12 protein-coding genes are annotated in these 14,539 nt (G+C 67.1%); 9 read left to right on the top strand and 3 right to left on the bottom strand.

Annotation, left to right across the window (positions count from 1 at the left end):
* Positions 1 to 46: 46 nt before the first annotated feature.
* On the bottom strand, positions 47 to 1,576 hold the full coding sequence (locus HPY67_06635; protein NPV04389.1) for a YifB family Mg chelatase-like AAA ATPase: 1,530 nt from the start codon (positions 1,574 to 1,576) through the stop codon (positions 47 to 49).
* A gap of 201 nt (positions 1,577 to 1,777) precedes the next feature.
* Between HPY67_06635 and murI the strand changes: the two genes are divergently transcribed.
* The 9 genes from murI (at position 1,778) to HPY67_06590 (ending at position 13,367) form a co-directional block, all read left to right on the top strand.
* Positions 1,778 to 2,587, top strand: coding sequence for a glutamate racemase (gene murI, locus HPY67_06630; GenBank protein NPV04388.1), 810 nt, complete (start codon positions 1,778 to 1,780; stop codon positions 2,585 to 2,587).
* A 194-nt stretch (positions 2,588 to 2,781) separates the two neighbouring features.
* Positions 2,782 to 3,261, top strand: a complete 480-nt coding sequence (moaC, locus tag HPY67_06625) for a cyclic pyranopterin monophosphate synthase MoaC (GenBank protein NPV04387.1) — start codon at positions 2,782 to 2,784, stop codon at positions 3,259 to 3,261.
* 26 nt (positions 3,262 to 3,287) lie between these two features.
* A complete protein-coding gene (locus HPY67_06620; protein ID NPV04386.1) occupies positions 3,288 to 3,803 on the top strand; it encodes a PH domain-containing protein in 516 nt (171 codons plus the stop codon).
* Positions 3,804 to 3,852: 49 nt separating this feature from the next.
* A complete protein-coding gene (locus HPY67_06615) occupies positions 3,853 to 4,146 on the top strand; it encodes a hypothetical protein (protein NPV04385.1) in 294 nt (97 codons plus the stop codon).
* Between the two features lie 143 nt (positions 4,147 to 4,289).
* Positions 4,290 to 4,919: a pyridoxal 5'-phosphate synthase glutaminase subunit PdxT gene (gene pdxT / locus HPY67_06610; GenBank protein NPV04384.1), complete on the top strand. Its 630-nt coding sequence runs from the start codon at positions 4,290 to 4,292 to the stop codon at positions 4,917 to 4,919.
* Positions 4,916 to 6,169 (top strand): UDP-N-acetylglucosamine pyrophosphorylase, encoded by a 1,254-nt coding sequence (locus HPY67_06605; GenBank protein ID NPV04383.1) that lies wholly within the window; start codon positions 4,916 to 4,918, stop codon positions 6,167 to 6,169. Before pdxT ends, HPY67_06605 begins: the two co-directional genes overlap by 4 nt.
* Positions 6,170 to 6,247: 78 nt before the next feature.
* Positions 6,248 to 10,072, top strand: coding sequence for an SIS domain-containing protein (locus HPY67_06600; protein NPV04382.1), 3,825 nt, complete (start codon positions 6,248 to 6,250; stop codon positions 10,070 to 10,072).
* The gene (gene guaA, locus HPY67_06595) at positions 10,069 to 11,607 is read left to right on the top strand and encodes a glutamine-hydrolyzing GMP synthase (GenBank protein NPV04381.1); all 1,539 of its coding nucleotides are present in this window, start codon (positions 10,069 to 10,071) and stop codon (positions 11,605 to 11,607) included. The genes HPY67_06600 and guaA overlap by 4 nt, the downstream gene beginning before the upstream one ends.
* A gap of 125 nt (positions 11,608 to 11,732) precedes the next feature.
* Positions 11,733 to 13,367: a CTP synthase gene (locus HPY67_06590; GenBank protein ID NPV04380.1), complete on the top strand. Its 1,635-nt coding sequence runs from the start codon at positions 11,733 to 11,735 to the stop codon at positions 13,365 to 13,367.
* A gap of 191 nt (positions 13,368 to 13,558) precedes the next feature.
* Here the strand turns inward: HPY67_06590 and HPY67_06585 are convergent, their stop codons facing one another.
* Together HPY67_06585 and HPY67_06580 are read right to left on the bottom strand one after the other, a co-directional pair.
* Positions 13,559 to 14,011: a hypothetical protein gene (locus tag HPY67_06585; GenBank protein NPV04379.1), complete on the bottom strand. Its 453-nt coding sequence runs from the start codon at positions 14,009 to 14,011 to the stop codon at positions 13,559 to 13,561.
* Entirely contained in the window at positions 14,001 to 14,537 is a 537-nt protein-coding gene (locus tag HPY67_06580) for a hypothetical protein (protein NPV04378.1), read from the bottom strand. The genes HPY67_06585 and HPY67_06580 overlap by 11 nt, the downstream gene beginning before the upstream one ends.
* Positions 14,538 to 14,539: the final 2 nt, after the last annotated feature.

Below are 14,539 nucleotides of genomic sequence, written 5' to 3'. Positions count from 1 at the left end.
ATATCGGGTATTCTGCAAACCCATGACTCCATCACTCCCCGGCTAACTATACGATGCTTCGATCGAGGGCCCTGTACTGGATCGCCTCGCTGACGTGCTGCGGACCTATGTCGGCCTCGCCCGCCAGGTCGGCAATCGTCCGGGCCACCCTGAGCACCCGCGTGTAGGCCCTCGCCGAGAGCCCCAGCCGGTCGACGGCCATCTCGAGGAGCTTCTGCGACTCTGCGCCCAGCGGGCAGAACGCGCGAAGCTGCCTCCCCGTCATCTGCGCGTTGACACGGGCGGGACCGCCGTCGAAGCGCCGCGCCTGGGTCTCGCGGGCCTCCTGCACCCTCCGGCGCACGGCGGCCGACGATTCGGCCCGCCCCGCGCCCGCCAGTTCCCTGTAGGGCAGCGACGGCACCTCCACGTGGATGTCGATGCGGTCCAGCAGCGGCCCCGAGACCCTGGCGCGGTACTGCCTGACCTGCTGGGCGCTGCAGCGGCAGCTCCTGCGCACATCCGCCAGGTACCCGCAGGGACAGGGGTTCATGGCCGCCACGAGCATGAACCGCGCAGGGAAGGTGGCCGTGACCGCCGAGCGCGTGATCGTGACCTGCCCGTCTTCCAGGGGCTGGCGCAGCACCTCGAGGACATTGCGCTTGAACTCGGGCAGCTCGTCGAGGAACAGCACCCCGTTGTGCGCAAGACTGATCTCGCCGGGTCTCGGCGTGTGCCCGCCCCCCACGAGCCCCGCGTCGGAGATCGTGTGATGGGGGGCCCGGAAGGGCCTTGCCGCCACAATCGCCTCGCGCCGGTCCAGGAGCCCCGCCACGGAGTAGACCTTTGTCGTCTCCAGGGCCTCCTCGATGGTAAGCTCCGGCAGGATCGTCGGGAGCCGCTGGGCGAGCATCGTCTTGCCCGACCCGGGAGGGCCCGTCATCAGGATGTTGTGGCCTCCCGCGGCGGCGACCTCCATGGCCCGCTTTGCCTGCTCCTGGCCCCGGATCTCGCTGAAGTCGACGGGGTAGCTCCTCGCGGACTCGCAGGCCGTCTCGGCCTCGCAGGCCGCGGGCGGGATGTCCTTCGCCCCGTTGAGGAAGTCCGTCACGTCACTCAGAAACGCGACGGGGATCACCTCGACCCCCCGGACGAGGGCCGCCTCGCCGGCGTTTTCCGCCGGCACGATCAACCCCTTCGAGTTGTGCGCCCGAGCCATGAAGGCCGAGGGCAGAACCCCCTGCACGCCCTTCACCCGGCCGTCGAGGGACAGCTCGCCCACGACCACGTAGTCCCTGAGCCGCTCGCGCCCGACGAGACCCTCGGCCGCCAGGATCCCCAGGGCGATGGGCAGGTCGAACCCGGTGCCTTCCTTCCGGATGTCCGCCGGGGCGAGATTCACGGTCACCCGGTTCTCGGGGAAGCGGTACCCGGAATTCTTCATCGCCGCCTTGATGCGGTCCCGGCTCTCCTTGACGGCCGCATCGGGCAGCCCCACCGTCGAGAACTGCGGCAGGCCCGTCGAGATGTCCACTTCCACGTCCACGGGGAACGCGTCGATGCCGACCACAGCGCTGCTCAGGACCTTGACGATCAAGCGGACAACCCGGAAGCAATCAATTTTCTTTCAGTTTGGCCTGGTTGCGCATATTATATCACGAAACGAAATTTGCAAGCACTTTCGGCTTCCGTTTTCCTGGTACCTGCGGTATGAAAGGCGCCGACTTCTGAACGTCCCCTTTCTCCGTCTCAACCGCTGCGGGAACGGGAAAACCTTGCGGAACGGAGCTGCGCATTCGTGATCGGTTTCTTCGACTCCGGTTTCGGGGGGCTCACGGTGCTCAGGCGCGTCGTCGAGGCGCTGCCGCAGTACGACTGCGTCTACCTGGGAGACAACGCCCGCGCCCCCTACGGCACCCGCTCCGAGGCTGTGGTCCACCGGTTCACCCTCGAGGCCGTGGAGTACCTGTTCCGCCTCGGCTGCCCCCTCATCGTCATCGCCTGCAACACGGCCTCGGCCAAGGCCCTGCGGCGCATCCAGCAGGAATATTTGCCCGGCTCCTTTCCCGACCGCCGCGTTCTCGGCGTCGTTCGTCCTCTGGTCGAGGAAGTGGCCGACAGGGGGTTCCGCAGGGTCGGCCTGCTCGCCACGGAGGGGGTCGTCGCCTCGGAGGCCTATCTCCGGGAGATCGCCAAGCTCGACCCCTCGATTCGGGTCTTTCAAAAGGCCTGCCCGCTGCTCGTGCCCATCATCGAGGCGGGCGAGCAGGACTGGGAAGGCGCGGGGATGATCGTCCGGAGATACCTGGGAGAACTCATGGCCGAGGCGGGCACGATCGACGCGCTCCTTCTGGCCTGCACCCACTACCCGATCCTCTTCGACACGATCCGGCACCACCTGCCCGCACACGTCGAACTCCTCGAGCAGGGCCCCATCGTCGCCGAAAAGCTTGCAGACTACCTCCGGCGCCACCCCGAGATGGAGCGCAGGCTCTCCAAGGGCGGCACGCAGGAGTTCCTCACGACCGACCGGAGCGAGCGGTTCGACCGCCTGGCCCGCACGTTTTACGGCAAACCGATCCGCTCGAGGGTCGTTTCACTCGGGTAGCGGCGGGTGCAGCGGAGGCGGTGCGTACCAAAACCGTAACGCCTCCGGTGTCGAATTTCATTCATTATTCCAAATCGTTGCATCTTTGCCCCCTCTCCCTCCGGCGGTGCGGCAAGCGCCTTGACGGGCTTTTTCTTCTGTGCTAGCTTACGCCATTATTTTTGCGGCGAAGACCCCGGCGTCGCGGATGGAGCATGCCGAAGTTCACGCACCTGGATGAAAGAGGCAGGGCCCGGATGGTCGACGTCTCGGGGAAGCGCACGACACGCCGCGAGGCCGTGGCCCGGGGCCGGGTCCTCATGAAACCGGAGACGGCCCGGGCCGTCGAGGAGCAGACGATCGCCAAGGGCGACGTGCTCGCCGTCGCGAAGATCGCAGGCGTCATGGCGGCCAAGAGAACGAGCGACCTCATCCCGCTGTGCCACCCGCTCGAGATCACGGCCGTCGACGTGAGCTTCCGCATCGATGCCCGCCGCGGCGAGATCGGGATCGAGGCCGCGGTCCGGACGCTGGGACGCACGGGCGTGGAAATGGAGGCCCTCACGGCGGTGAGCGCCGCGGCGCTCACCATCTACGACATGTGCAAGGCCGCGGACCGCGCCATGACCCTGTCGGACATCCAACTCGTTCTCAAGCGGGGGGGCAAGAGCGGGACCTTTCGCCGGAAGGATTGACGGAAGCACGCCCGACGCAGGAACCCATGTCAACGAGGATCTACTCCATCCACAGGGCGCTCGTCCTGCCGCTGGCCCTGAATGCCCTGCTGTTGCTGACGGTGCTCGTTCTGACGGCCGTCCGGCCGTCGACGGCGGCCGAGAGGGTGCTGCTGGCGGCGGCGCTCGTCCCGATGGCCGTGATCGCCGTCGAGGCGTCCATGCGCAGGGTCGCGGTGGACGACGAGGGGCTCGTCCTGCGGAAATTCTTCAAGCAGCGCACGTTCCGCTGGGCGGACATCACCCACGTGGGCGCCCTGGCGGTGCGCAGGAAGGTCTACCTGGTGCTGACGACGACGAAGGGCTTCCACGTCCTGTCCAACGCCTACGGCCGGTTCGGGGATCTCGCCCGCGACGTGCTGGGCCGCATGGAAGCCCAGAGGGTCGAGGAAGGCGCCCGGGAGATCCTCGAGGCCGCCGGCCAGAACCGCGCAACCCTGTTTGCAGCCTGGCTCGCGGCGGCGCTCCTGATCATCGTCGCGGCCATGAAGATCGCATCGTGAAGCCCCGTCGGCCCCCGTGCATCCCGCGCCGCTCACAAAAGGAGAGGACATGAAAGTCACCAAGGCCCCGCCCACCCGCCGGCAGGCATCGACGCTTCCCGGCATCGACGAGATCTTCGAGAAGAAGCTCGAGGAGCTGATCATCGTCCTGTCGGCCGGCCAGGGCGCCAAGAGCCAGGTGTACGAAGAGGTCCTCGCCATGGTGGAGCGAGGCCTGATCCGGATCGCCCTGAAGCACAACAACAACGTCAAGTCCGCAGCGGCCTCGTTCCTGGGGATCAACCGCAACACGTTCCAGAAGAAGATGACCGCGTTGGGCATCCCCTGCGGAAAAGCGAAATAGGAATTGCCGAGTCCCATGCCATCAGTCCGCACACGCTGCTCCCCCCTCCGACACGGCCACCCGCCATCCGATACCAACACAGGGAACACCGGCCCGGGGGCCTTGCCCCTGCCGGGCGGCCCGCGCGCAGAGGGGACCGCGCCATGAAAATCGGCGTTCTCGCCCTGCAGGGGGCCTTCCGCGAGCACATCCGGATGCTGCGGGCGCTCGGCGCCGAGGCCGTCGAGATCCGCCTTCCCGCCGGGCTCGACGAGGTCGACGGGCTGATCATCCCGGGCGGCGAGAGCACGACGATGCGCAAGCTCATGACCGATTACGGGCTGGTCGAGCCCATCCGCGAATTCGCGGCCTCGGGGAGGCCCCTGTTCGGGACCTGCGCGGGGCTCATCGTCATGGCCGACAGGCTCGGCGGCCGCAGACAGGATCTGCTGAACCTCATCGACATCGACGTGGAGCGCAACGCCTACGGCCGCCAGGTGGACAGCCGGGAGACGGACCTTGCCGCCGAGGTCTTCGGGCCGAAGCCCTTTCACGCCGTGTTCATCCGCGCCCCGCAGATCATCGGCACGGGCCCCGGGGTGGAGCCGCTCGCACATTACCAGGGGCAGGTCGTGCTCGCCCGTCAGAAGAACATCCTCGTGGCCGCCTTTCACCCCGAGCTGACCGACGACACGCGGGTTCACGAGATTTTCCTGCGCATGGTCGACCCCAAGGCACGATACTTGAACGGCAAAGGGGTTGAAGAACCACCCCCCGGCCGAGAGACCCGATGAGCCCGGAGCTGCCGAAAAAAATCGCCGCCCTAATCGAAAAGGGGGTTTCCATCCCCTGCCCGTCGGCTGTCTGGGTCGGCGACGAGGTCCCCGCGGAGCGCATCCACGGCAAGGGGACCGTCCTGTTCCCCGGGACCCGCCTGGCCGGCGCAAAGACGCTGATCGGCCCCGGGGTGAAACTCGGCTCCGAGTCCCCCGTCACGGCCGTGGACTGCCGGCTCGGCCCCGGCGTTGAGCTCAAGGGCGGCTACTTCGAACGTTCCGTCTTTCTGCCCCGCTCCTCCATGGGCCCGGGCGCCCAGGTGCGGGAGGGGTGCCTCATCGAGGAGGAGGCCTCGGGAGCCCACACGGTGGGACTGAAGCAGACGATCCTCTTCCCCTTCGTGACCCTGGGGAGCCTCATCAACTTCTGCGACTGCCTGATGGCGGGGGGCACGAGCCGCAGGGACCACAGCGAGGTCGGGAGCTCCTACATCCACTTCAACTACACGCCCAACCAGGACAAGGCCACGGCATCGCTGATCGGCGAGGTGCCCCGGGGCGTCATGCTCCGCGAGCCCCCGATCTTCCTGGGGGGCCAGGGGGGCCTCGTGGGCCCCGTGCGGCTGGGCTACGGCACGCTGATCGCCGCGGGCACCGTGTGGGAAGACGACTGCCCCCGGGGGGGCATGCTCCTCAAGGGGGCGGTCCTGCGCTCGGAGCGCCCCCGTCACCCGGGGCTGTACCGGGAGATCCGGCGCAAGGTCTGCAACAACCTGCTCTACATCGGCAACCTCGCCGCCCTGCGGCAATGGTACGTCCACGTCCGCAGGCCCTTCCTGCAGGCCCTCGAGGGGGGCGAGGCGCTCTTCGAGGGCGCCCTGGAGGTGATCGACGGCGCCGTGCAGGAGCGGCTGAGCCGCCTCCGGGCGCTGGCCGCGAAGATGGAGGAGTCCATCGCCGTGGGCGAGAAGGTCCTCAAGGACCGCTCCAGGGGAATGCTGCTCAAACAGAAGCGGGAGCTCCTGCAGAGATGGCCCGAGGCCGAGCGCAGGCTCGCGGGCCTGGCCGACGAGGCGATCGGCGAGACCGGGCGCAACCGTTTCCTGGAACGAGCCGGCGACCGGCTGTCGCCGGGGGCCGGCGACTACGTCGCAACCATCCAGGCCCTGGACCGGGAATCCGCGGATGCCGGCACGGCCTGGCTGCAGTCCGTCGTGGACACGGTCGAATCCCTCGCCCTGGACACCTTGCCCTCCTTCCGGGGGTAGGGCAGCCGCCCGGGGGATGCGGGGCGGCGCCGATGACCGGCTGCACCCCGGGGTCGGCGGGGACTGTGAGAGGAACGTATGAACCAGACGATTTTCAGGCGGCTTCGTGCATCCTTGGCGAAGTGGCGCTTCTTTCTCGGCCGGGACCCCCGGCAGGCCCCTCCCTTCTCGATCATCCTGTTCCCGCTGCGGCAAGCGGTCCTCTTCTGCGGCATCGGCGGCATCCTGGCCGTCAAGAAGGGACCGAAGCCGGCCGCCGTCGACGCCGGCGCCAACCTCGCGTCCTGTTTCGCCGAGATCCGGAAAGTGCCGCTTGCCCGGGTGATCGCCGGGAAGGCCCGGCCCGGGGACTACCTCGGGGGCGAAGGCCCGCTGAGGGACATGGAGCGCGACCTCGTGCTGCTGAGACAGGAGCCGCATTTCCGGTCGCTCTTCTTCGATCCCGCGAGGGCGCAGGCCCTGCAGTCCCTGCTCCCCGAGATGACGGCCTTTCTCGCCGGGGAGGAGGGCCTGCTGGAGGCCGAGGCGGGGCGGTTCACCACGGCGGAGATGGAGATCATCACGGGCCGGCTCATCCTTTTCAAGGACATCCTCTGGGGCCTCGAGAAGGACATCCTGGCCAACATCGGGAAAACCCTGCACCTGTCCGGCGCCGGGCACGTCGGGGAGCTCACCCCGGAGAGCTTCGCCCAGTACGCCCGCGTCAACTTCCTGCTCAACTGCATCGACCGGCTCGAGGTCAGGGGGAGGGACTCGGCGGGACTCCAGGTCGCGCTCACGCTCCGGGACCGTGAAACCCTGGAGCGGGTCCTCGAGGAGATCCGGCAGCAGGGGCTCGAGGAGGACTTCCGCCGCCGCACGGCGGACGGCGATCTGCGCAACGGCTCCATCCACGTGGCCGACCACGTCCACCCCGACGGGGGCGTCTGGCTTTCCTTCGTCTACAAGACCGCCTCGATCATCGGCAAGCTCGGCGAGAACGTCCGCAACCTCCGCGAGGCCGTCCGGGGCGACCGCATCTTCCGCGCCTTCGCCCGGCAGGCCACGATCTCCGAGTCGGCCTTCGCACACACCCGGTGGGCCTCCGTGGGCTCCATCACCGAGGAGAACTGCCACCCCATCAGCAGCTTCACCCTTTGCGCGCCCGACGGGCAGGTCCCGCCTGCGGGCCTGTGCGCCATCCCGGCCCCGATCGCCGGGAAGTTCGCCGACGCCGTCGTGCCGGGGATGAAGGTCTACCCCGCCTACGGGCCGGGCCGCTGGACGATCAGCGTGGTCCTCAACGGCGACATCGACAACTACCGCATGCTGCGCTCGCTGCTCGAGTCGGCCTTCGGCTACGAGATCGCCCCCGAGGTCACGTCGGACACGAAGATCATCCCGCTGCAGGTGGAGCGTTACCTGCTGGCCGGCAAGACCCTCGAGGAGGCCTTCCGGATGGCCGTGAACGACTTCGAGGGCTCGCACGCCATCGCGATGACCAGCAACGTGGAGCCGGGCAAGATCTACCTCGCCCTCAAGGGCAGCGGGCAGGCGCTCTTCGTGGGCCTGCGCGAGGACCAGTACGTCTTCGCCTCGGAGCTCTACGGCATCGTCGAGGCCACCTCGCGCTTCATCAAGATGGACGGCGAGAGGCCCCGCGACCCCGGCAATCCGGAGACCGCCGGGCAGATCTTCGTGCTCGACCAGCACTCGGCGGGCGGCCTTTCGGGCATCCGCGCCCTCTACTACGACGGGCATCCCGTGGCGCTCACGGAGTCCATGATCCAGCAGGCCGAGATCACCACGCGCGACATCGACCGGGGGTCCTTCCCCCATTTCTTCCTCAAGGAGATCACCGAGTCGGCCCAGTCGGTCCGCAAGACCCTGCGCGGCAAGTACCGCATCATACAGAAACGGGACGGCACGCAAAAGGTCCGCTTCAACCTGGGGGCCGACATCCTTCCGGCGGATTTCGTCAAGCGCCTCAAGGCCAGGAAGATCCGCAAGGTCTACGTCATCGGCCAGGGCACCGCCGCCGTGGCCGGCCAGGCGATCGCCGACGGGCTGGCCCATTACCTCGAGGGCGCGCCCGTGAGCATCCAGGGGAAGAAGGCCTCGGAGATGAGCGGGTTTCTGCTCTGCGAGGACCTCTCGGACACGCTCGTCATCGCCGTGACCCAGTCGGGCACCACGACCGACACGAACCGCGCCGTGGCCATGGCCGCCGAGCGGGGCGCCACGATCCTCTCCATCGTGAACCGCCGCCAGTCGGACATCACGACGAAATCCCACGGCGTCTTCTACACGAGCGACGGCCGCGACATCGAGATGTCCGTGGCCTCCACGAAGGCCTTCTACTCGCAGATCGTGGCGGGGTACGTGCTGGCGCTGGCCTTCGCCCAGATCCTGAAGACACGGCCCGACGCGTTCATCGCCGGGGAGCTGGCGACCCTCGAGGCGGCCCCGGGCCTCATGCAGCGGGTGCTCGAGAGGAAGGACGAGATCCGCCGATCGGCCGAGACGATGGCCCGGCAGAAGAAATACTGGGCCGTCGTGGGCAGCGGGCCCAACAAGGCCTCGGCCGACGAGATCCGGATCAAGCTCTCGGAGCTGTGCTACAAGACGATCTCGTCGGACTTCATCGAGGACAAGAAGCACATCGACCTCTCCTCGGAGCCCCTCATCCTCGTCTGCGCCGCGGGCAACCCCGAGACGGTGGCGGGCGACGTGGTCAAGGACACGGCCATCTTCAAGGCGCACAAGGCCTCCGTCGTCGTCTTCGCCGAGGAGGGCGAGACGCGCTTCGACCGGATCGCCGACTCGGTGATCCGCATCCCCCGGGCCCCCATGCCGATGCCGGTGATCCTCAACACGCTGGCCGGGCACCTCTGGGGCTATTATGCCGCCTCGGCCATCGACGATGACGCGGCCTTCTTCCGCGCCTTCCGCAACGAGCTGAGCCTCGCCGTCGTCGAGCAGGACCAGAAGCACTACACCCTCTACCAGCGGATTGTGGACCGCAACCTCCACCGGGTGCTCAAGGACTTCGCCGAGCAGTTCACGGAGCGCAAGAACCGCGGCGTCCTCACGCTGCTCAACGCACGCACGATGACGGACATCTCGCTGCTGACGAAGTACGCGGCGGGCAAGCTCCCCCTGGAGGACTTCTGGAGCGACTTCGACGAAGGCGGGGCCGAGGCCTCGCCCATCGACCTGCTGAACATCGCCCTCGGGCACGCCGTCGACGAGCTCTCGCGCCCCATCGACGCCATCCGTCACCAGGCCAAGACGGTCACCGTCGGCACGAGCCGCAAGGAGGAGATGCTCCGCGGGGTGCTCTTCGACCTGCTGGCGAGCCTCAAGTTCACCCCCAAGAACCTGAAGGCCGACAACATCCTCGCCCTGGACCGGATCCAGAAGGCCGTCGCCGGCGTCCGGGGCTACACCCTCTACGAGATCGCCAACCTCGACCCGGACGGGCAGCCGACGGACGACACGACGATCTCCATCGTCAACCGCGGCGGGGTCTCCGTGGGCATGGTGTCCCGCGTGGAGACCTCGAAGGCCCTCATGGGCACGAAGCGCACCATCGCCCGCACGGGCGGCCTCTACGTGGGGCTGGGGCGGGCGGACGGCCAGCCGCTGGTCATCATCCCGCTCATCCGCGGGGGAACGGGGGTGAGCGGGCTGCTGCTCGTGCACGTGACATTCAACCCGGCCCTCACCGCCGCCGACAAGGCGGAGATCCTGGGCGACCGCTACCGGGACATCCGGAACCTCGTCAACGAGTACAATCTCCCGTGGGACGATGCCTATCTCGGGGAGATGCCCATCGAGATCCTGCTCGGCGAGTCCGTCGAGTTCATCGCCGCCAAGATCCGCAAGAACCTGGAATCCAAGAAGGAGGGCCCCGCCGCATGATCGCCATCCTCGACTTCGGCTCCCAGTACAACCAGCTCATCGCCCGGCGCGTCCGGGAGTGCCGCGTGTACTGCGAGATCCTCAGCCACGACATCGCGGCCGCCGATCTCGAGGCCCGCAAGGTCGAAGGCATCATCCTCTCGGGGGGCCCCGCGAGCATCTTCGACGAAGGGGTCCCGACGTGCGACCCGGGGATCTTCGAGCTGGGCGTGCCCGTCCTCGGGATCTGCTACGGCGTGCAGCTCATGGCGCACACGCTGGGCGGGAAGGTCACCGCCTCGCCGCTGCGCGAGTACGGGCCCGCCGAGCTCGAGCTCAACGAGAAGGGGAAGCGGTCGCTTCTGTTTGCCGGTCTCGAGGGACGCCAGCGGATCTGGATGAGCCACGGCGACCGGGTCACGAAGCTGCCGAAGGGGTTCTCCGTCACCGGCACGACGGTCAACTGCCCCGTGGCGGTCATGGAAAACCCCGCACGCAGACTCTACGGCGTGCAGTTCCACCCCGAGGTGCACCACACGGTCAACGGCATCGCCGTCATCCAGAACTTTCTCTTCCGCATCTGCGGCTGCAGCCCCAGCTGGACCATGGGCTCCTTCATCGAGGAGAACGTCCGGCGCATCCGCGAGCAGGTGGGGGGCGAGCGGGTGCTCTGCGCCCTTTCGGGCGGCGTGGACTCGTCGGTGCTCGCCGTGCTCCTCCACAGGGCCATCGGGAAGAGGCTCGTCTCGATCTTCGTGGACAACGGGCTGCTGCGGGAAAACGAGGTCGAGGAGGTCGTCTCCACCTTCCGGGACCAGTACCACCTGAACTTCCGGCTCGTGCGGGCGGGCGAGCGCTTCCTGAAGAGGCTAGCCGGCGTGGCCGACCCCGAGCGCAAGCGCAAGATCATCGGCCGCGAGTTCATCGCCGTCTTCGAGGAGGAAGCGAGGAAACTGGGCAGGATCAAGTATCTCGCCCAGGGGACGCTCTACCCCGACGTCATCGAGAGCACCTCGTCCTTCGGCGGGCCCTCCGTCGTCATCAAGAGCCACCACAACGTGGGCGGTCTGCCCGCGCGGCTCAAGATGTCGCTCGTCGAGCCCCTGCGGGTCCTCTTCAAGGACGAGGTCCGGGAGCTGGGCCGCGAGCTGGGGCTTCCCGAGAGCCTCGTGGGGCGGCACCCCTTCCCGGGGCCGGGCCTGGCGGTGCGCATCCTGGGGCCCGTCACGAAGGAGAAGCTCGCCGTCGTGCGCAGGGCCGACGCCATCCTGCGCGAGGAGGTCTGGAAGGCGGGCCTCTTCCACCACGTCTGGCAGGAGCTGGCGGTGCTGCTGCCGGTCAAGACCGTCGGGGTCATGGGCGACGGGCGGACCTACGAGAACGTCATCGCCCTGCGGGCCGTTACGAGCACCGACGGGATGACGGCCGACTGGGTGCGCTTCCCCCACGACGTCCTCGAAAAGATCTCGAGCCGCATCGTCAACGAGGTCAAGGGCGTCAACCGTGTCGTCTACGACGTGAGCACCAAGCCGCCGAGCACGATCGAGTGGGAGTGATGACCGGGAATAATGGAGGAATGGAGCATGGGGTTTTCTTGATCCCCATCATTCCATCACTCCGTGTGTGCAGGACATACAGATAGACTGGACAACCCGAACCGACCTCACCGAAAGGCATAGCGATGCGAACGAAATACATCTTCATCACCGGCGGCGTCCTGTCGTCCCTGGGAAAGGGCCTGGCGGCGGCCTCCATCGGGTGCCTGCTCGAGGCACGCGGCCTCACCGTGACGAACATGAAGCTCGACCCCTACATCAACGTCGACCCCGGCACGATGAACCCCTTCCAGCACGGCGAGGTCTTCGTCACCGACGACGGGGCCGAGACGGACCTCGACCTGGGCCACTACGAGCGCTTCACCAGCTCGAAGCTCGGCAAGCTCAACAACCTCACGACGGGACAGGTCTACTACTCCGTCATCTCGAAGGAACGCCGGGGCGACTACCTGGGCGGGACGGTCCAGGTGATCCCGCACATCACCAACGAGATCAAGGACTACATCCACCGGGCCTCGGAGGGCTGCGACGTGGCCATCGTCGAGATCGGCGGCACCGTGGGCGACATCGAGGGGCTGCCCTTCCTCGAGGCCGCGAGGCAGTTCCGCTACGACGTGGGCAAGCAGAACGCCGTGTTCATCCACCTCACCTGGGTGCCCTACCTGAAGACGGCGGGGGAGGTGAAGACGAAACCCTCCCAGCACAGCGTGGCGGCCCTTCGGCAGATCGGTATCCAGCCCGACATCCTGCTGTGCCGCGCCGAGAACTACCTCGCCGACGGCATCAAGGCCAAGCTCGCCTTGTTCTGCAACGTCGAGGTGGAGAGCGTCTTCACGGCCAAGGACGTGGAGCACATCTACGACGTGCCCCTCATGTTCCACCAGCAGGGCGTGGACGAGAAAATCGTCAACCTCCTGAACATCTGGACGGGCCAGCCGCGCCTGAGCGAGTGGGAGGAGATGGTCAACCGGATGAAGAACCCGAAGCACGAGGTGACGATCGCCGTCGTCGGCAAGTACGTCAACCTCGTGGACTCCTACAAGAGCCTCAACGAGGCCCTCGCCCACGGCGGCATCGCCAACGACGCACGGGTGCGCCTCGTCTTCACCGACTCGGAGAAGATCGAGAAGGAGGGGGTGGGCGACAAGTTCAAGGGCATCGACGGGATCCTCGTGCCCGGGGGGTTCGGCAACCGCGGGATCGAGGGCAAGATCCAGGCGATCCAGTACGCGCGGACGAACCGGGTCCCGTACTTCGGGATCTGCCTGGGCATGCAGGTGGCCGTCATCGAGTTCGCCCGAAACGTCGCCGGGATGAAGAAGGCCAACAGCACCGAGTTCGACCCCGAGACGCCCTACCCCGTCATCGACTTCCTGCCCGAGCAGCGGCAGGTGACGGAGAAGGGGGCCTCCATGCGCCTCGGCTCCTATCCCTGCGTGCTGGACAGCAAGTCCTTTGCCTTCAGCGCCTACTGCGAGCGCGAGATCGAGGAGCGGCACCGTCACCGCTACGAGTTCAACAACGACTTCCGTGAGGCGCTCACCAAGAAGGGCCTGAAGATCACGGGGACCTCGCCGGACAAGCGCCTGGTCGAGATCGTCGAGATTCCCGATCACCCGTGGTTCCTGGGCTGCCAGTTCCACCCCGAGTTCAAGTCCAAGCCCCGCAGGCCGCACCCGCTCTTTGCGGCCTTCATCGCCGCATCCCTGAAGGCCAAACAGCAGAAGGGCAAGAGCGGGAAAAAGAAAAAAGGGGCATAGAGTATCAGGTACAGGGAAGGCAACAAAAGAGGGCGGGGCCGGAAAGCGGCCCTGCCCTCTTTGTCTGTGCTGACCGGCTTGGAAACGACGGAAGTCAGGAAGACCGGAAGTTAAGAAAGCTGGAGATAAGCAATGACCGTCAGATCCTCCAAGCTTCTCATCTTCACAGCGTTACAACTTCTCCATTGCACTCAATCCACCTGGTGCGCCTCGAGGAACATCGCCTTCTCCAGCGAGTTGAAGAAGTTCTGGTAGGGCTTCGGATCCGTAACGGGACTGCGCTGGTACTCCGCGCTGGCCCGCACCAGCAGCTGTCTCTCCCCGCGGGGGCGGACCGTCACGGTGATCCGGAGCGTGGCGGGCGCCTGCAGCTGGTAGATGTCCGCCCGGCCCTTGCTGGCCGTGACGACCCCGAGCGTGTAGTCCGCCCGGTCGAGCATGAACCCCAGGTCCTGCAGGGTCGCGATGACGGCCCGCATCGTCCTTTCCTTGTCCGTCGTGTCGAAGGCCCGCGACTGGATGCTGCGCAGCTGGACCTGGCTGGTGTCCATGTCGAGCAGCCGGTCGTGGGTCGACATGCACCCCGCCAGGAGCAGCGGGACCAGGAGAGCCAGAAGGCATCGGCAGGGTCTGTCAGAAATCATGGGCCTCCAGGAACAATGCCTTGGCAAGCTTCTCGAAGAAGCTCCGGTAGATCATCGGGTCGTCGAGCGCCTCGATCTTCGTGAGGCGGCCGTCCGTGTCGAAGACGAACCGCTCGAACACGACCCGGACGGCGGTCTGCCGTCCCTCCGGCCCGGCGGGGCGGGTTGTCACGAAGGCCCGCATGACCTGATCCTTGTCGGGCGGCAGGGAGATCCCGACCATGGCCAGGGCCAGCCGCGCCGCCACCTGTACCGCATCCGTCGCGTCGCGCTCCTTCGACGCCGTCAGGACGCCGAGCCTCGCCTCGGACTCGTCGATGGTGAACCCCGTGTCCTGCAGCAGCGCCGCGCAGGCCCGGAGAATCCTCTGCTCGTCCGCCGTGTCGAAGCGTCGCGTCTGCGCCTGCCGCCGGGCGAACAGCTCCGGCGTCAGGCTCAGGTCCTTTTCGAGCGTGACGGCGGCGCAACCCGTCAGCAGAAGCACGCCCGCCAGCAGGACGCGGCCGATGCGGAGAGACGAGCCCATAA

This window comes from Syntrophaceae bacterium, from assembly GCA_013177795.1.
Lineage (GTDB): Bacteria > Desulfobacterota > Syntrophia > Syntrophales > UBA2192 > UBA2192.
Note: the sequence above shows the minus strand (reverse complement) of the source record. Positions and strands in the feature narration are given on the sequence as shown.

Excerpts from the sequence above, each read along its gene's own strand:
- pdxT (NPV04384.1), top strand. The coding sequence starts at position 4,290 with ATGAAAATCGGCGTTCTCGCCCTGCAGGGGGCCTTCCGCGAGCACATC.
- HPY67_06620 (NPV04386.1), top strand. The coding sequence starts at position 3,288 with ATGTCAACGAGGATCTACTCCATCCACAGGGCGCTCGTCCTGCCGCTG.
- HPY67_06590 (NPV04380.1), top strand. The coding sequence starts at position 11,733 with ATGCGAACGAAATACATCTTCATCACCGGCGGCGTCCTGTCGTCCCTG.
- guaA (NPV04381.1), top strand. The coding sequence starts at position 10,069 with ATGATCGCCATCCTCGACTTCGGCTCCCAGTACAACCAGCTCATCGCC.
- moaC (NPV04387.1), top strand. The coding sequence starts at position 2,782 with ATGCCGAAGTTCACGCACCTGGATGAAAGAGGCAGGGCCCGGATGGTC.
- HPY67_06580 (NPV04378.1), bottom strand. The coding sequence starts at position 14,537 with ATGGGCTCGTCTCTCCGCATCGGCCGCGTCCTGCTGGCGGGCGTGCTT.
- HPY67_06615 (NPV04385.1), top strand. The coding sequence starts at position 3,853 with ATGAAAGTCACCAAGGCCCCGCCCACCCGCCGGCAGGCATCGACGCTT.
- HPY67_06600 (NPV04382.1), top strand. The coding sequence starts at position 6,248 with ATGAACCAGACGATTTTCAGGCGGCTTCGTGCATCCTTGGCGAAGTGG.
- HPY67_06585 (NPV04379.1), bottom strand. The coding sequence starts at position 14,011 with ATGATTTCTGACAGACCCTGCCGATGCCTTCTGGCTCTCCTGGTCCCG.
- HPY67_06605 (NPV04383.1), top strand. The coding sequence starts at position 4,916 with ATGAGCCCGGAGCTGCCGAAAAAAATCGCCGCCCTAATCGAAAAGGGG.